Below are 16,334 nucleotides of genomic sequence, written 5' to 3'. Positions count from 1 at the left end.
ATAAATAATAGAGTTGATCTGTGTTTAGTGAACGATTTGAACAGCTAGTTCAAGCATTGCGTATTTTACCAAGCGTTGGTCCAAAATCTGCACAACGGATGGCATTACATTTGTTGATGAAAAATCGTGAAGGTGCTTTTGCATTATCGTATGCATTACATGAGGCTTCGAGCCATATTCACGAATGCCATATTTGTCATTCATTAACTGAAAATGAAATTTGTGATATTTGTGCGTCTGTAGAAAGAGATGAGCAATTGCTTTGTGTCGTTGAATCTCCAGCTGATGTCATGGCAATCGAACAAAGTGGAAGCTTTAGAGGTAAATATCATGTACTTGGTGGTCATTTGTCTCCATTAGACGGTATAGGTCCCGAAGAAATTGGTATTCCTTATTTGATTCAACGATTAAGCCAAGGACAGATTGAAGAAGTAATTTTAGCAACTAATGCTACCGTGGAAGGTCAAGCGACTGCACATTATTTGGTTGAAGCAACGAAACATTTGCCAATTCACATGACAAGGATCGCACAAGGCGTACCACAAGGTGGCGAATTAGAGTATGTTGATAGTCATACATTAAGCCAAGCAGTACACAATCGTATGAAGATGAAATAGTTTTATATTTATTGTAAATTCATACTATTAATTTAAACAAATAATTCACTTTTACATTTTGTCTTACATTATTTTAGGTATATTTGTTTTAATTTATGGCACTATGAGCAAACGAAAAGGATTTTCGTTTTTGATGAATGGAATAGGAGTAATTTCATGTTTTTCATGTGGAATAGTGATTAAATTATTCTTTGTAGATTTAATTTAGTTTCGTTTCAGCAAAAACTGTAATTTTACAGTTGTCTTGCTAGTGTTTTTTATTATTTTACTTGAGCAAATATGTTTCAGTTCATTCAACAGCAAAAAGATCTTGCTGTTCTCCTCACTCAAATGGAACAATGTTCTACCTACGCACTTGATACTGAGTTCATTAAGGTTGATACCTTATATCCGAAACTTGGGGTGTGCCAGATTAATTGTAATGGTCAAATTGCTTTACTAGATGGAACAGCACTTGATTTAGAGCAGTTTTGGCAGAAAGTTTTTGCTGCTCAGCAAAATATCTTTCATGCTTGTGGCGAAGATATTGATTTAATTTATCATTATGCAGATCAAAAACCATTAAAAAATGTATTTGATACACAGATCGCAATGGCATTTCTTGGTCATGGGCTTCAGGTCAGCTATCAAAATGCATTAAAAACCTGCCTAAATATTGAGATTGATAAAGATCAAACTCGCTCAGATTGGTTGGCACGCCCTTTAAGTCAAGAGCAAATTAATTATGCCGCAAATGATGTCTTATATTTAACAAAGCTCGCTGATACATTAAAACATGATTTACAGCGTAAAGGGCTTTATCAATATGTTTTGGAAGATTGTCAGAATTTAACGAAAGAAATTGCGATAGAAACTCCATTGACAGAACTATATACCGATATTGGTAATTATCGTCATTCACGTCGTGAGTTAATGCAATTACAGCAGCTCAGTATTTGGCGTGAGCAAATTACCAAAGCCATGAATCAACCGCGTAGTTTTGTCCTCAAAAATACAACAATGCTAGATTTAGTGGAAAAAAATCCACGTAATAATTTCCAACTTGCACAAGTTAAAGATATTCGTCCAAATATTGTGCGTGAACATGGCAAAACGATATTGGATTTATTAAAATTTTTACCGCCTGAAGATGAATGGCCATTAAGAATGGCTCGACCTGTTAAAAGTAATTCAAAAGAAGTTGCACCTCAGGTCGATGCTTTGATTGACCGTGTCGTATTTGAGACAGGAATACCAAAAGAAGTCTTGCTACGTAAGAAATGGCTGAATGCAATTTATGAATATGTTGTATTCCATTTAGAAGAGCAAGAGTTGCCAAGTTATTTGTTAGGTTGGCGCTACGATATCTTGACCAAGCCATTGGTTGCATTACTGCGACAAGATATTGAGTATTTGGCGGCCCAAATGAAGTTAGCTAGGTAAAATAGTTCAGCTGTGAAATACGACTGTTGCGTTAACATTCGTTAATGTACCTAGTTTTTTTTTCATGTATGCTGTTTAAGGACTGTTGAATGAACTGCCAACAGCCTCTAAGATTGATAAGAGTTGTGAGTAAACATGCACTGCGATATTTATAGATCAAGCAAGAAAGACGAAATGTATATGTATATTGCTCGTCCAAATTATTCTGCTGATACGGAACAAGAAAATCCTTTTGAATCTGTTCCTGAGACTGTTTTGCAAGCATTTGGCAAAGCAACTTTTGTAATGCATTTGGAACTTCATGGTGAGCGGAAACTTGCACGTGTAAACGTATTGCATGTCTTAGACTCATTACAGACCAAAGGTTTTTTTATTCAAATGCCGCCAGAAGGACTTATTAATCCAAATGCGGTAGCGCCAGAGGGGTTGCGTGGTGCTTGAAACGATAACTGCAATGTGGTCTCACATTCTTTCGCTACTGGAACAATTTCCTGAAGAGAATGTTGCGATTATTGTGTATGTTACAGGTGCAATGATTGCATTATGGTGTTGGTATCGTTTGATGTCACGTATGCCTAATCCAATAGGAGGAATTCTTTGGATTATCGTTTTTGCAATCCTTGCCACACCAACAATTTCTGAAGGTCCCAATTCAGAATTAGCACCTGCTATTTTTGGTTTGATTTTTGGCGTACTCACAAAAGAGCATGTTTTAATCTGGTCAAATTTATCTTTGATTCTCTTTGTCATTGGTACAGGATTATTGATCGGCTTCTGCTGGTCAAAATACAGTGCAAATAAACTTGCACGTTCGGTTTAGATATTCACATAAAGTTAAAGAAAAATAAGGTTTTCAAATGTCTGCTGATACACAACACTTCACTGGTACAGATCAATATATTGCAACTGACAGCCTGAAACTTGCGGTAAAAGCCGCGCGTGCTTTACAAAAACCATTATTGGTAAAAGGTGAGCCAGGTACAGGTAAAACATTACTTGCGGAACAAGTTGCAGAAAGTTTAGGTCTAAAACTAATTACTTGGCATATCAAATCAACCACCAAAGCTCAGCAAGGATTGTATGAATATGATGCTGTTTCTCGCTTGCGTGATAGCCAGTTAGGTGATGACCGTGTTTATGACATTAAAAACTATATTAAACCGGGTAAATTGTGGGAAGCATTTACCAGTGAAGAACGTTGTGTATTGTTGATTGATGAAATTGACAAAGCAGATATTGAGTTCCCAAATGACTTATTGCATGAACTCGACAAAATGTCTTTTTATGTTTACGAGACTGGTGAAACCATTACTGCAACACAACGCCCGATTGTGATTATTACTTCGAATAATGAAAAAGAACTACCAGATGCATTCTTACGTCGCTGCTTCTTTCATTATATTGAGTTTCCTGATGAAGCAACGATGCGTGAAATCATTGCAGTGCATTTCCCCAATATTTCTAATACTTTGGTCAGTGAAGCATTGCAAGTGTTCTTTAAACTACGTGAAGTCACGAATTTAAAAAAACCACCATCAACCTCAGAGTTAATTGATTGGTTAAGCTTGCTCATGGCAGATGATATGCCAGAAGATGTATTGCGTAATCATGATAAATCAAAAGCAATCCCGCCACTGTATGGTGCGCTGATTAAAAATGAACAAGATGTACAATTACTTGAACGTTTAGCTTTTATGTCACGCCGCTAAGAGTGTAATCACATGTTTGTGCGATTGTTTTACACCTTACGTAAATATGGTGTACCTGTTACAACTCGTGAGCTGATTGATCTCAACCAAGCGGTTGCATCGGGTTTGGTATTTGCAGATCAGGAAGAATTCTATCAGTTGGCTAAAACAGTTTTAGTCAAAGATGAACGTTTCTTTGATAAGTTCGATCGTGCCATGAAAGATTATTTTGATGGCATTGAAACTTTTGATTTGGACGAGTTACTTAAACAAGTTCACAAGTTACCTAAAGATTGGTTTGACCTTGAATTATTAGAAAAACATCTAACACCAGAGCAACGTGCTGAGCTACAAAAAGCAGGTTCTTTGGAAGAACTGATGAAAATGTTGGAAGAACGTTTACGTGAACAACATAAAAAGCATCAGGGTGGCAATCGAATGGTTGGCACTGGCGGAACTTCGCCTTTTGGTGCTTTTGGCGATCATCCTGAAGGTGTTCGTATCGGTGGGCCGGGGCGTAAACGTTCGGCTGTAAAGGTGTGGGAGCAGCGTAAATACCAAAATCTTGATGATGATCAAGTTTTAGGAACACGTCAGATGCAAATTGCTTTACGCCGTTTACGTAAGTTTGCTCGTCAAGGCGCGGCTGAAGAGCTTGATGTTGATGGGACTATTCGAGAAACAGCAAAACAGGGCATTTTGGATGTGCAATTGGTTCCTGAACGGCGTAACCGCATTAAAGTACTGATGTTGTTTGACGTTGGTGGTTCAATGGATGCCTATATTGCTGAATGTGAAAAATTATTTAGTGCGGCGAAGTCTGAGTTCAAAACCTTAGAATATTTCTATTTCCACAATTGTCTTTATGATTATGTATGGAAGGATAACCACCGTCGTAGTTCAACTCGTATGAATACATGGGATTTATTCCATACTTACGGTCGTGACTATCGTGTCATCATTGTTGGTGATGCCAGTATGGCACCATATGAACTCAAATCGGCAGGTGGTTCAGTTGAATACATGAATGATGAGGCTGGAGAAGTATGGTTAAGGCGTTTACGTCAGCATTTTGACAAAACCGCTTGGTTGAATCCTGAAATGGAAAGTTACTGGCATTACACCCAGACCATTAACTGGATCAAAGAAATTTTTGAAAATCATATGTACCCAATGACATTAAAAGGCATTGAGGATATGACCCGTTATTTGTCTCGTTAGCGTTTATATGCATACTTTATAAAAATAGGAGGAATCATGGAATATCAAATTAATGGGATTGCTTTACCGAATGAAGCAGGTTTCTTTGGTAATTTTGGTGGTCAATTTATTCCTCATCATTTAAAAGAAGCAATGGATGCTGATTATGTGGCTGATAAATTTGGACTCTGACTCGTAGATATTGAAATATCAAAATAATGACCGCTTCTGTATAGAGGCGGTTTTTTTTCTGTTAAATAGACGCTAATCCCGTTAGAATAAAGCGTTTTTGCAATTAGCACTTTTGGAGACGCCTAAGTGGAGCGACCTACAATCAGCCCTGAACATTTACAAGAAGCGGCTGAAAACTTAGTAACAATTCGAGATTTTATTCGTTTTGGTGTAACCGCACTTCGTCAATATGATGCACACTTAGGTCAAGGTACTGAAGATTATTTTGCAGAAAGCTCTGCACTTGTTTTGCAAACACTTTCTCTAGAATGGAAAGCTGATGCAGAAATATTAGATGCAAAATTACTCCCAACTGAGAAAGCAGAATTTTTAAGTCTATTAGAACGTCGCATCAATGATCGCATTCCAACATCATATTTATTAAATTTGGCATATTTCTGTAATAAACCATACTATGTAGATGAACGTGTACTGATTCCGCGTTCGCCAATTGCCGAATTGATCGAACAACGCTTTGCACCATATTGTTTAAATGAAAATGGTCAAATGCTTGAAGCATTAAATAATTTACCAGAAAACACGAATCCGAAAACGCCACAACGTATTTTAGACATGTGTACGGGTTCTGGTTGTATTGCGATTGCTTTAGCTTATGCATTTCCAGATTCTGAAGTGGATGCAACTGATATTTCCAAAGAAGCTTTAGAAGTTGCATCAATTAATGCCGAACACCATGATAAGCAATATCAAGTTGCTTTGCTTGAGTCTGATTTATTCTCAAAAATTCCTGCTGAAAATCAATATGATTTAATCGTAAGCAATCCACCTTATGTGGATGCAGAAGATATGGCAGATTTACCAGAAGAATTCTTACACGAGCCTGAGCTTGCACTTGCTGCTGGTCAAGATGGTTTAGATTTGGTTCGTAAAATGTTAGCGCAAGCTGCTGACTATTTGACAGAAGATGGTTTAATCGTTATCGAAGTCGGTAATTCAGAATGGGCAATGCGTCAAAACTTTAATACTGTTGATTTCCATTGGCTTACATTCCAAAAAGGCGGTTCTGGTATTTTTGCTTTAACAGCTGAACAATGCCGCCGTTATAAAGACATCTTTCAACAATCTGTTGAGCAGATCTAGAGTCGTACAAGATGCCAATTGCAGCAATTCTATTAGTAGCTAAACCTGACTTAGATCAAACTAAAATTCAGCAATTTAAAGATGGTTTGATTGCATTAAAAAACAAATGGAATCAGAGTGGAATTGATGCAATTAATTCGGAAGTTTTTAAGCAAGAAATTTGTCAGCAATTTGATCAACTCCTTGTAAATCTAGGGTATGGTGAGTTTGATCCTGATGCCGCGGAGTCATTGATTCATAGTCTTTATTTACTTTCAGATCATAAAAGTCTGATTGAATATATTGTCCTGAGTTATCGTCAGCAATGTGATGATGATGTTTTAGGGAATATCTATGAATTAATGCTTGAAGAGATGCACCACAGTTTCGATGAATAAAAGATAGGTTAGAAAATGGCAGGAAATAGTATTGGTCAGTTATTCCGTGTGACGACATGTGGTGAATCACATGGTGCTGGCTTGATGGCAATTGTAGATGGCGTACCACCGGGACTAGAACTTTGCGAGGCAGACTTGCAAAAAGATTTGGATCGCCGTAAGCCGGGTACTTCTAAGTTTGCAACGCAACGTAAAGAGCCTGATCAAGTTGAAATTATTTCTGGTGTTTTTGAAGGCAAAACTACGGGTACATCAATTGGTTTATTGATTCGTAATACAGATCAAAAATCAAAAGACTACGGTAATATTGCCCAAACATTCCGTCCTGGTCATGCTGATTATACCTATACTCAAAAATATGGTTTCCGTGATTATCGTGGTGGTGGTCGCTCAAGTGCACGTGAGACAGCGATGCGTGTTGCAGCGGGCGCGATTGCTAAAAAGTATTTGGCAGAGAAATTTGGTATTGATATCCGCGGGCATGTAACACAGATTGGGAATGAAATTGCAGAAAAGTTAGATTGGGCTGAAGTGCCAAATAATCCATTTTTCTGTGGTGATGTTGATGCAGTTCCTCGCTTCGAGCAATTAGTCACAGCATTACGTGAGCAAGGGACAAGTTGCGGTGCAAAACTTGAAATCGTTGCTGAAAAAGTACCAGTAGGATGGGGTGAACCTGTATTTGATCGCTTAGATGCAGATATTGCTCATGCCATGATGAGTATCAATGCGGTTAAAGGTGTTGAGATTGGGGATGGTTTTGCAGTTGCTGGGCAGTTTGGTCACGAAACTCGTGATGAACTAACCACAGATGGTTTCCTTGCAAATCATGCTGGTGGAATTTTAGGTGGTATTTCAAGTGGTCAAACGATTCGTGTCGCGATTGCTTTAAAACCAACTGCCAGTATTACCACTCCAGGTAAAACCATTACAATTGATCGAGAAAACACGGATGTGTTAACCAAGGGTCGTCATGATCCTTGTGTGGGCGTTCGAGCGACTCCAATTGCTGAAGCAATGTTAGCAATTGTTCTAATGGATCATTTTTTAAGACATCGTGCTCAAAATGCTGATGTTGTAGTTCCATTTCAACCAATTGAGCCATAATTTTGATTTTTCACATACTTGCGACACTTTGGGCGCAAGTATGTTTTTTAATAATAAAAAATTAATCTTATAAAGTCTCAGAAATTACATTTTCACTCGTTGCAACATGATATTGATTTCGACCATTACTTTTTGCTACATACAAAGCATGATCTGCTTTAGAGATAAACTCTGATAGACTGTCATTAAGATGAGGGGTTGTTGTTGCAACACCTGCACTGATCGTTACATATTTAGAGACATTACTTCGAGGATGTGCAATCTCTATATTTCGTACCAATTCCATTAAACGTTGAACTTGTATAAGTGCTTGATCTTTATTCGTCATGGAAAATAAAAGTAAGAACTCTTCACCGCCATAACGTGCAGCAAGATCTCCACTTCGCGATGAGATTGAACCGAGCAAAATGGCAATTCGTCTAAGACATTGATCTCCCTGAATATGGCCTAATGTATCATTGTATAGTTTAAAAAAATCGATATCGATCATCATGATTGTGATAGGAACTTCATGACGGATTGAGCGTTTCCACTCATTTTCAAGCACTTCATCGAGGTATCTACGGTTCGCTAAACCAGTTAAAGCATCTTGTTGAGATAAAATTGAAAGTTGTTGCGCCTGACGCATAAGCTCTAATCGATTTAGTTCGATCATACAGTCTTGTAGATAATTCTCTCTATGTTGCCGATCTATTGCATAAGCTAAAGCCATTCCTAGAAAGCTACTAAAAGTATAAGTCCGATTTAAGTAAGTCCAATCAATTGATCCATTAAACCAAACACTAATGGCTGATCCTAGACAGTATCGTGGACAACCGATCCCTCTAAATTCTTGAAATATTTCTGTTCAAAGGCTTCTGGACTTAACCAGCCATTTGCAGAATGCCTTCTGATTCGATTGTAGTAAACTTCAATATACTCAAACAAGATAGCATTTGCCTCTTTTCTCGTAGAAAATACACTGCCATGTACTACATGCCCCTTCAGGGTATGGAAGAAGCTTTCGGTCACTGCATTGTCCCAACAGTTTCCTCGTCTAGACATGCTTTGAATACAGTTATTCGTCAATAATAGCGCCCTAAAATCACGACTACAGTACTGACTACCTTGATCCGAATGCACCATGACACCCGTTGGATAACCCTGACGAGCCATTGCATAATTAAACGCATCACACACCAATTGGCGGTCTATTCGATGGCTGGTTTGCCAACCCACAATACGACGGCTGAATAGATCTAGCATCACACATAAATACAGCCAGCCTTCTTTAGTTCGGATATAGGTAATATCCGTTGTCCAAACTTTATTAGGCTGAGTAACTGTAAATTGGCGATCCAACAAATTTGATGCTGTAGACAAACGATGGTTTGAATCAGTCGTATGCTTGTATTTACGTGCAATCCTACTACGTAAACCAAGCTTTTTTAGCATCCTTCCAACGGTACGTTCGCTCATGCGATAACCTAAATCACGCATGTCATGTACCAATGACGGTGCACCCAAGCGCGCATGATGCTGCCAATATACAACTTTTAAATCATTGTATTTCTGCGCTGTATTGGTCTGGCGTTTTCGCCAGGCATAATAGCCTGAAGTGCTGACATCTAGGCATTTACAGACAGAAGACACAGTGACTTCATTCACATCCATATCTTGAATTACCGTGTACTTTTCTTGGCATGATCTGTCAGAAAGTACACATGCGCTTTTTTTAAGATGTCATTGGCTTCCTTGAGCTGTTTGACTTCTTTTTCTAATTCCAATATCCGCTGTTGTTCAGGAGAAAGTTGACGTTTGCTTGAACCTACTGGATTGGCTTCACGAATCCATTTATCTAAGGTTGAATAACCCACACCTAATTTATGGGCGATTGCAGCTATAGGCTCGTGGGAGTTTGAAAGTGCATGATCAATTGCTTGCTGTTTAAATTCCGGACTAAAACGTTTAGCCATTTCTTGGATCTCCAAAGATTGAAGTTACGTTATCTTTAGAGGGACATGCTGTCCATTATTTTGGCTAGGATCAGTCCAATCAATTGATCCATTAAACCAAACACTAATGGCAATACCAATTAAACCACCACACCAACCAGCAAACATCGCTGTATAAAATCGCATACCAACAAAGCCATATATAATGACCACGGCATACATCATAGCGGCATGAAAAAGAACGTTATTCTGACCATGTTCCAATACATTAATTAACGTGAAAGTAAGAGCGACGGCACCTGTAGAGCCTAAGCAAACATAGTAATCAAACCATCTATTCATCGATGGAATGAAAGCAAGTAACCATGCAAAAACAATTATCATGCCCACCCAACCGTAGTACGCGACCCATGCAGTGCGTAGTTCTGTAGGTAGAACCTGATAAGTACCAAAACTTAAATATAAATAGAGGCATAGAATGATTGGTGCACGGTAACGGAATTCATGTGCAGCTTCATTTTTATACTGATCTTTATAAATGACTTCTAATTCTTTAGGAAACCAAACTAAATTTAGTCCGCGAGAAATTAACAAGTCAATTTGTTCTTGCCCCAGTAAGTTGGATGCTTTTAACTTCATCTTATCTCTCATCGCCCCCAATGTTCTTATAAATGTAAATAGGGATTGTTAACTACGTTACACTGAATTAAATAAAATGTGTATTGGATTATATAAAATTAATAATTTTTTATGATAATCAGATTTTATTACCAGTATTCTATATTTTTCGGGTGTAATATGAATGTATTAGCAACTAATATAATGATTAAACTTAATAAAATGCTGAACAGATAAAAAAATGTTACAAATTAAATAACAATCATTGTATATTGATTGTATTACGATCAAATCTAGCTATAAAAATAAGCAGCAATCGTGGAAAATGATTGAAATAAGTCATACGAAATAGGATGGATCGAAATGACTGTTACGAAGCAATATGGAACAAAACTAGAAATAACACCTCACTCAGAATGGGCACAACAATTTTGGGATGAACTTGTTCCTGCAAAAGAACGAGTAAGCAAACACCCTTTGTTTTTAAATATGGCAAGCGGTAGCCTAAATTTAAAATGCTTTCGGTCAGCATTATTAAATTTTTATCCTTTGGTTGCTCATTTTCCATCATATATGGCAGGTGCTTTAGCTAAAGCGACGGCTTTTTCTTTAGATGGTGTAACTGAGACTAGAGATTGGTTAATTCAAAATATCAAAGTTGAAGAAAGACATTTACATTGGTATCAAGATTGGGCGAAGGGTTTTGGCATAACGACTGAAATGTTGAATGAAGTTAGACCACCAGTAGCAATGAATGCGGTCAATCATTTTTTATGGGATGTAAATTTTAGGGGAAGTTTAGCGGAGAGTATTGCTGCAACAAATTTAGCAATAGAGTGGGCTACAGGGGATTGGACCATTCATGTATATAAAGGAATACAAGCTTATACAGAAACTCCAGAAGTAAGTATTAATAAAAGATCATTGGCATGGTTAAGAGCTCATGCACACTACGATGATCTACATCCTTATGAAGCGATGGAGCTAATTAAGAGATTATGTGACAAAGATCCGGTTTCTCAGAGAAAAGCTTTTTTAGCAGCGAAAGAAGGCTTGGCTTATTATGAGCTAGCTTTAGATGAGTGCTACAAGTTACAAAATAATAATTAAAAATACCGAATAAGCTGCTACCTAGTTGGGGTGCTAAGTAGCAGTTTTTATTTAATTTTAAAATGGATTCATTTTATCGTCGAAATTCTCTAATTTAGGGAGCTCAGTGGCGTTAAGTTGTCTAGATTAACTATGTATTTCTTCAAAACGAGTAAGAATTTTTTCTCGTTCTTCATTGGTGATATATGGAACGTTGTTGTGACTGCACACTTTTAACAGTAGAAGAAGTTACTGGTGAACCATCGGGATTTGAAAAAGATTATGATAAAGAATAATCGTTATTAAATATCAAAAACTTATATTTTAACAATTGCGTATAATGTATATTATGTTAAATAAGATATCCGAGACTGTAGTCTACACAACACTGTTTGTTGCCATAGCTTAGTAACGTAATAATCTACGATTATACATCACATTACTGAGTATCCTAATGATAGTAATATAAGTTATGCAGAAATCAGACCGCTACGTGAAAGGCTTATGCATTAAAGCCATGATTGCATAAGCCTTGTAATGCTGACCTATTTCAACTCGCTCAGGTTATAATAACGGTCTCAAAAATATGGTTGATCTATTATGAACGCCTCCAATGACCCTCTACATGGCAAAAAACTTGCTGACATTTTGGATGAATTATTGGATTACTACGGTGGCTTTGAAGGCTTAAGTCATAAAATTGAAATTAGATGTTTTTGCATAGATCCAAGTGTTAAATCATCATTGCGATTCTTGCGTACCACACCATGGGCACGTGAAAAAGTAGAAAGCTTATATTTGTATGTCTTACGCCAAAAAGCTAAACAGAAATCTTAGCTATCAAAACCCTAGCCCCAGCATTTTAATTTAGGCTACACAGTCTTGGTACACAGAGTTAAACTTTGCCATTGATCTCATTCTGATGGTTTAAGAATCTTTCTCACAATGTGCTCATGAGTTGGTACAAGTCCTGCTTTCAATCCAAGTGGTTTAAAGACCTTGTCTAAAACTGATTGAGTAAGTTTTCCTTTGTCTTGCTCGATATCAGTTAATGTCCTGCGACTTACACCGACTAAATTTGCATATTGTTCTTGAGACATACTCAGAATGTTTTTGCGTAAATACGCCAATAATTGTCCCAGTGTTATTTCATTCAATAAGTATTGCATATATAGATCTATCAGGATTTGTTGGCGATCTTGAGTCTGATTTTTTATATTCATAATAGTTCCCATCTTTCTAATTTAGCTTCAACGTAGTCAAATGAAAGCGCTGGTATCTCTATAATCTGCTTTGGTACACCTCTATCAAGTAATCTTTGTTTTAAGCCAACAAGATGACTTGCCAAAGATTTTAATGTCGTTAGAGATAAATTTGGATCGCATAAATGTTCTAGTTTTTGGGTAATTTTATCCCATTGATATTCTCCTCCTTCCTCATAAGGACTTCCCCAAGTTGTTGACCTTGTAACAACTTCTGGATCAGCTTTCATTGGAGCGAAATCATAAATTGGAGCAAGCGAAATTTTTCCAGATTTTTTTAGAAATGAAGTATTTCGTCCATGATTATCAGAATTACCAAAAATAATATTCAATAAGTCCCTTTGTAACCATTCACAAATGAATTGTGTTGAATCAAATTCGGAATCAATAGATATAAGTAACTTACATAGATTTTCAATCACTTCAAAGTGATTGAGATGACTACCTGAAGCTTTATTTAATATTGAATAGATGGATTCAAGCCCATGACGATGCCATTGTTGATTGTGCCATTCGACATCAAACCTCGGCAGCCATAAAGATGGATATTTTTCACCTTCAATCAGCTTCATTTCTGTTGTTTCAATGGTCTTGAAACCTAATTCTTTTAGTTCTTGATAATAATAGTATTCTGCTCTGAGAATATTACAGTCTATCTCAGCACGATTATTCCGAGGAAATTTAACTAGATAGTGTTGATCAGGTTGATCAAAGTTTTGTTGATAAGTATCAATCCAAATATTTTGATCTTTGGTAGCACGAATTAGTAATTTGGGAGCTTCACCACCCGCTCCTGTTGCACCACCACTAATTGCCCCCATTTGCTGTGCATATTCAAGAAAATCCACATTTCGATCAGCAACATCAATTTGACTAAAATAACGTAGATGTAGAGTTGAGTCAGGATTGATTGCTGGAAGAGCTTCTTTAATTCTCAAATTGCCTACGGGTGCGATGCCACCTTTTTCTAATAAAATACTATCTTGCTCTGCATGCGTTAGTCTTTGTAGACCTAGAAAATTCACCCAATAACGGCGTGCAGCACCTGATGGAACAATATCATCTAAAAAACCAAACCATGAACTAGATTCATGTTTTATGAGTATTTGTACAGGTAGTGATAGACTACAGGCATGCTCATCTCGTTTATCCAAATTATGGATTGCGTATTCTAACTCGTAAGCTAATTCACTAGCACTTGCTGAGCCTAGTTTTGGTTCTAATAGCGTAAGTTCAGCAATATCAAACCAACTTTGATCAAGTAACGCCTGTATTGTTAATTTTTTCATTGATATGAATGAGCAATTATTTTCTCAAAAATACTCTATTTTTTTATATTTGTGAATATATTTGCGCATAATTATTTTTTATATAATTTTTTGAGTATAATTTTGCTCATTTCATCTTTAAGCTAATTTGCTCAACGTGATAGTTCATAACCCAACCAAACTGTGTATCATTAAACATAATTTCTTTTTGATAAACTTCTTTTTATGAAGAATGCATTTTCTGACCACAAGCAAATTAATGTGGTTTCTAGTTTCTCTGAACTTGTCGGTTCTAATTTTCAAGGAGATAGAAATGCGATTTGTTGGTATAGAAACCTGAATGGAGATTTTCAAGAAATCGTAAAAAAGCTTCAGCTAAAGGAAAATATCACTGAGGTTTCGGTTGATGATCTATTGGCTTTACAACTTTCCGAACAAGGTCATTTAGCAAGAGAAATCATCTTAAAAGATATGCAGCTATTAAGTGATTTCGGCGCTTCACCTACCCTTAACTTAATTCAAAATTACGAACGTGATGATGAGTTAAATTTTATTTCAACCGATGTGTATTCATTTCATGTTGATCGTTCCCCCATCCCAACTGATACTTTTTTATGTACTTATCACGGCGCGGCAAGTGATATTTTGCCAAGCGATCAAGTTAAGCAAAAAGTTTTGATTCCCGAAATTAGAGATAAGCTTAAAGAATTACATCATGGCTCAGAAGCTGAATTTGAAAATTTTCTACAAGATTATTTCTTCGATTTACATTACCAGCCGCTCCCTGATGCAAGACCTTTAAATTTGGGTTTAGGACATCTTTGGCGTCTAGCAGTTGATCACCCGACGCAGCACGTTTTACCTTGTGTTCATAGAGCACCTATTGAAAATGAAGGCGAATATCGTCTACTCTTGATTTGCTAACTATTTATATCTCAAAGAGTTAAAAAATAGATCCATTAAGCTCTAATGTATAAAAGCCCATATCTAATGAGCTTTTGAATAATCAACCTATTATATTTCAACGTATTCCTTTAAAAAGGAAAAAACATCCGACAATAAGTAACAATACAGCAAAGCATTTTTTTAACATTTGCGGTGATAAAGCATGTGCCACTTTAGCACCTAGCTTTGCGGTGAAAAAGCTCATCGCACTGATACCAAGAAAAGCATAAATATGAACAAAACCAATGCTGTTCTGAACATTTATTTGTTCTTTCATACCAAATAACATAAACCCTAGCGCACCTGCGATTGCGATAGGTAAGCCACATGCAGCAGATGTTCCCACCGCTCTTTGCATGACCACACCATAATGATTGAGATAAGGTACAGTTAAGCTCCCTCCTCCAATCCCAAAAATTGCAGATGCAACGCCGATTCCAGTACCAGCAAATACTTGTTTAGCTGCTGAAGGAAGTGCTTTATTCTGATCAATGACTTTTTTTGCACCAGTAAACATCTGATATGCAACCCAAATCACAAAAACACCAATAATCAGTTGTAAATGTTCCCTTGATAGTAATCCCGCAATACCTGCACCAAAAAATGACCCAATGACTAAACCAGGAGTCAGATTTTTGAATACAGGCCAAATTACTGCACCATTTTTATTATGCGCCATTAATGAGCTGATAGACGTCACAATAATCGTGGCTAATGAAGTACCCAAAGCAAGATGCATCACAACTTCAGAATCATACCCCATTTGCGTAAAGACCACATATAAAAGTGGTACGATGATGAGTCCACCGCCAACACCAAAAAGCCCAGCAGCAAATCCCGCTAATGCACCTATAGCTAAAAAAATGATTAATTCCACGACATACTTACTTGATTGAAGGTTAATATTAGATAAATAGCGAATGTTAATTTAAGCAACTTCAGTCTCACCCACTTGGTGATAAGCGCGATTAAAATACACCAGACTATGTTCATGCTGACTTTTTTGAATAGCAACTGTACGGCAAATAAAAATAGTATGTGTTCCTACTTCCTGAATTTGTTCAATCTGACAATCAAAACTGACAAGAGCATCCTCTAAAACAGGTGCACCTGTTTTTAATTTAGTCCAAGTTCCATATTTAAAACGCTCTTCAGACGTCAACTTAGAAGAAAATACATTGGAAATATGCTGATGTTGCGCGCCTAAAACATTCACAGTTAAAGTTTCATTTTCAATAAAATGTGCATGTGACCTAGAGGCTGTATTCATACACACCAATAATGTCGGAGGTGTATCCGTAACGCTACATACAGCAGATGCGGTAAATCCATGACGACCAGACGCTCCCGCTGTAGTCACTACATTCACTGCACTTGTCAGTAAAGACATCGCATTTCTAAAGTCAGTTGCTTCAATCATCATCTTATTCCTAAATTGAACTGTAGCTTTTCTTTAGATTAAGCCCTAACACACA

The 16,334-nt window shown here is 37.0% G+C and carries 17 protein-coding genes and 3 pseudogenes; 13 read left to right on the top strand and 7 right to left on the bottom strand.

The window, feature by feature from the left end:
- Positions 1-20: 20 nt before the first annotated feature.
- The 10 genes and pseudogenes from recR (at position 21) to aroC (ending at position 7,743) form a co-directional block, all read left to right on the top strand.
- On the top strand, positions 21-617 hold the full coding sequence (recR, locus tag ACN19N_RS08220) for a recombination mediator RecR (protein ID WP_005160191.1): 597 nt from the start codon (positions 21-23) through the stop codon (positions 615-617).
- 279 nt (positions 618-896) lie between these two features.
- On the top strand, positions 897-2,039 hold the full coding sequence (locus ACN19N_RS08215; protein WP_293744034.1) for a ribonuclease D: 1,143 nt from the start codon (positions 897-899) through the stop codon (positions 2,037-2,039).
- Between the two features lie 180 nt (positions 2,040-2,219).
- Positions 2,220-2,480: a YcgL domain-containing protein gene (locus ACN19N_RS08210; protein ID WP_269230442.1), complete on the top strand. Its 261-nt coding sequence runs from the start codon at positions 2,220-2,222 to the stop codon at positions 2,478-2,480.
- Positions 2,473-2,859, top strand: coding sequence for a hypothetical protein (locus tag ACN19N_RS08205; RefSeq protein ID WP_269230362.1), 387 nt, complete (start codon positions 2,473-2,475; stop codon positions 2,857-2,859). The genes ACN19N_RS08210 and ACN19N_RS08205 overlap by 8 nt, the downstream gene beginning before the upstream one ends.
- Before the next feature lie 37 nt (positions 2,860-2,896).
- Positions 2,897-3,748 carry an AAA family ATPase gene (locus ACN19N_RS08200; RefSeq protein ID WP_277560848.1) on the top strand — a complete coding sequence of 284 codons (852 nt, stop codon included), beginning with the start codon at positions 2,897-2,899 and terminating at the stop codon, positions 3,746-3,748.
- Positions 3,749-3,760: 12 nt separating this feature from the next.
- The gene (locus ACN19N_RS08195; RefSeq protein WP_420001074.1) at positions 3,761-4,948 is read left to right on the top strand and encodes a vWA domain-containing protein; all 1,188 of its coding nucleotides are present in this window, start codon (positions 3,761-3,763) and stop codon (positions 4,946-4,948) included.
- 36 nt (positions 4,949-4,984) lie between these two features.
- Positions 4,985-5,101 (top strand): annotated as a pseudogene (locus ACN19N_RS08190) (hypothetical protein); the annotation flags it as partial.
- Positions 5,102-5,245: 144 nt separating this feature from the next.
- Positions 5,246-6,259 (top strand): 50S ribosomal protein L3 N(5)-glutamine methyltransferase, encoded by a 1,014-nt coding sequence (gene prmB / locus ACN19N_RS08185; protein ID WP_420001073.1) that lies wholly within the window; start codon positions 5,246-5,248, stop codon positions 6,257-6,259.
- 11 nt (positions 6,260-6,270) lie between these two features.
- Entirely contained in the window at positions 6,271-6,636 is a 366-nt protein-coding gene (locus ACN19N_RS08180) for a hypothetical protein (protein WP_269230366.1), read from the top strand.
- A gap of 15 nt (positions 6,637-6,651) precedes the next feature.
- Entirely contained in the window at positions 6,652-7,743 is a 1,092-nt protein-coding gene (aroC, locus tag ACN19N_RS08175) for a chorismate synthase (RefSeq protein WP_420001072.1), read from the top strand.
- 67 nt (positions 7,744-7,810) lie between these two features.
- Here aroC and ACN19N_RS08170 read toward each other — a convergent pair.
- From ACN19N_RS08170 to ACN19N_RS08160, 3 genes and pseudogenes are all read right to left on the bottom strand, one after another.
- A pseudogene (locus ACN19N_RS08170) lies at positions 7,811-8,521 on the bottom strand (GGDEF domain-containing protein); the annotation flags it as partial.
- Positions 8,522-8,538: 17 nt separating this feature from the next.
- A protein-coding gene (locus ACN19N_RS08165) for an IS3 family transposase (RefSeq protein WP_420001054.1) occupies positions 8,539-9,698 on the bottom strand; the annotation gives its coding sequence in 2 pieces (ribosomal slippage) (positions 8,539-9,464 and positions 9,464-9,698; 1,161 coding nt in all).
- 72 nt (positions 9,699-9,770) lie between these two features.
- Positions 9,771-10,316, bottom strand: a pseudogene (locus tag ACN19N_RS08160) (GGDEF domain-containing protein); the annotation flags it as partial.
- Between the two features lie 342 nt (positions 10,317-10,658).
- On the opposite strand from ACN19N_RS08160, the gene ACN19N_RS08155 reads away from it, so the two are divergent.
- Together ACN19N_RS08155 and ACN19N_RS08150 are read left to right on the top strand one after the other, a co-directional pair.
- Positions 10,659-11,405 carry a TenA family transcriptional regulator gene (locus ACN19N_RS08155; RefSeq protein WP_269230369.1) on the top strand — a complete coding sequence of 249 codons (747 nt, stop codon included), beginning with the start codon at positions 10,659-10,661 and terminating at the stop codon, positions 11,403-11,405.
- A 579-nt stretch (positions 11,406-11,984) separates the two neighbouring features.
- Positions 11,985-12,221: a VF530 family DNA-binding protein gene (locus ACN19N_RS08150; protein ID WP_089604344.1), complete on the top strand. Its 237-nt coding sequence runs from the start codon at positions 11,985-11,987 to the stop codon at positions 12,219-12,221.
- A gap of 77 nt (positions 12,222-12,298) precedes the next feature.
- Here ACN19N_RS08150 and ACN19N_RS08145 read toward each other — a convergent pair whose 3' ends face one another.
- Positions 12,299-12,607: a helix-turn-helix domain-containing protein gene (locus tag ACN19N_RS08145; protein ID WP_269230370.1), complete on the bottom strand. Its 309-nt coding sequence runs from the start codon at positions 12,605-12,607 to the stop codon at positions 12,299-12,301.
- A complete protein-coding gene (locus ACN19N_RS08140; protein WP_420001071.1) occupies positions 12,604-13,935 on the bottom strand; it encodes a type II toxin-antitoxin system HipA family toxin in 1,332 nt (443 codons plus the stop codon). The genes ACN19N_RS08145 and ACN19N_RS08140 overlap by 4 nt, the downstream gene beginning before the upstream one ends.
- 204 nt (positions 13,936-14,139) lie before the next feature.
- On the opposite strand from ACN19N_RS08140, the gene ACN19N_RS08135 reads away from it, so the two are divergent.
- Positions 14,140-14,838 carry a DUF1826 domain-containing protein gene (locus ACN19N_RS08135; protein WP_293746348.1) on the top strand — a complete coding sequence of 233 codons (699 nt, stop codon included), beginning with the start codon at positions 14,140-14,142 and terminating at the stop codon, positions 14,836-14,838.
- A gap of 97 nt (positions 14,839-14,935) precedes the next feature.
- Here the strand turns inward: ACN19N_RS08135 and ACN19N_RS08130 are convergent, their stop codons facing one another.
- Both ACN19N_RS08130 and ACN19N_RS08125 read right to left on the bottom strand, forming a co-directional pair.
- A complete protein-coding gene (locus tag ACN19N_RS08130; protein WP_269239622.1) occupies positions 14,936-15,736 on the bottom strand; it encodes a sulfite exporter TauE/SafE family protein in 801 nt (266 codons plus the stop codon).
- Between the two features lie 51 nt (positions 15,737-15,787).
- The gene (locus ACN19N_RS08125; protein ID WP_269230443.1) at positions 15,788-16,279 is read right to left on the bottom strand and encodes a flavin reductase; all 492 of its coding nucleotides are present in this window, start codon (positions 16,277-16,279) and stop codon (positions 15,788-15,790) included.
- Positions 16,280-16,334 lie beyond the last annotated feature (55 nt).

The sequence above is a fragment of the Acinetobacter sp. LF10 genome (genome assembly GCF_048585715.1).
GTDB lineage: Bacteria > Pseudomonadota > Gammaproteobacteria > Pseudomonadales > Moraxellaceae > Acinetobacter.
This window is presented reverse-complemented; position numbering and strand designations above follow the sequence as displayed.

What these genes read in the sequence shown, in the direction of transcription:
- ACN19N_RS08215 (WP_293744034.1), top strand. Translation starts at nt 897, where the DNA reads ATGTTTCAGTTCATTCAACAGCAAAAAGATCTTGCTGTTCTCCTCACT.
- aroC (WP_420001072.1), top strand. Translation starts at nt 6,652, where the DNA reads ATGGCAGGAAATAGTATTGGTCAGTTATTCCGTGTGACGACATGTGGT.
- ACN19N_RS08145 (WP_269230370.1), bottom strand. Translation starts at nt 12,607, where the DNA reads ATGAATATAAAAAATCAGACTCAAGATCGCCAACAAATCCTGATAGAT.
- ACN19N_RS08150 (WP_089604344.1), top strand. Translation starts at nt 11,985, where the DNA reads ATGAACGCCTCCAATGACCCTCTACATGGCAAAAAACTTGCTGACATT.
- ACN19N_RS08195 (WP_420001074.1), top strand. Translation starts at nt 3,761, where the DNA reads ATGTTTGTGCGATTGTTTTACACCTTACGTAAATATGGTGTACCTGTT.
- ACN19N_RS08125 (WP_269230443.1), bottom strand. Translation starts at nt 16,279, where the DNA reads ATGATTGAAGCAACTGACTTTAGAAATGCGATGTCTTTACTGACAAGT.
- ACN19N_RS08180 (WP_269230366.1), top strand. Translation starts at nt 6,271, where the DNA reads ATGCCAATTGCAGCAATTCTATTAGTAGCTAAACCTGACTTAGATCAA.
- ACN19N_RS08200 (WP_277560848.1), top strand. Translation starts at nt 2,897, where the DNA reads ATGTCTGCTGATACACAACACTTCACTGGTACAGATCAATATATTGCA.
- ACN19N_RS08135 (WP_293746348.1), top strand. Translation starts at nt 14,140, where the DNA reads ATGAAGAATGCATTTTCTGACCACAAGCAAATTAATGTGGTTTCTAGT.
- ACN19N_RS08210 (WP_269230442.1), top strand. Translation starts at nt 2,220, where the DNA reads ATGTATATTGCTCGTCCAAATTATTCTGCTGATACGGAACAAGAAAAT.
- ACN19N_RS08155 (WP_269230369.1), top strand. Translation starts at nt 10,659, where the DNA reads ATGACTGTTACGAAGCAATATGGAACAAAACTAGAAATAACACCTCAC.
- ACN19N_RS08140 (WP_420001071.1), bottom strand. Translation starts at nt 13,935, where the DNA reads ATGAAAAAATTAACAATACAGGCGTTACTTGATCAAAGTTGGTTTGAT.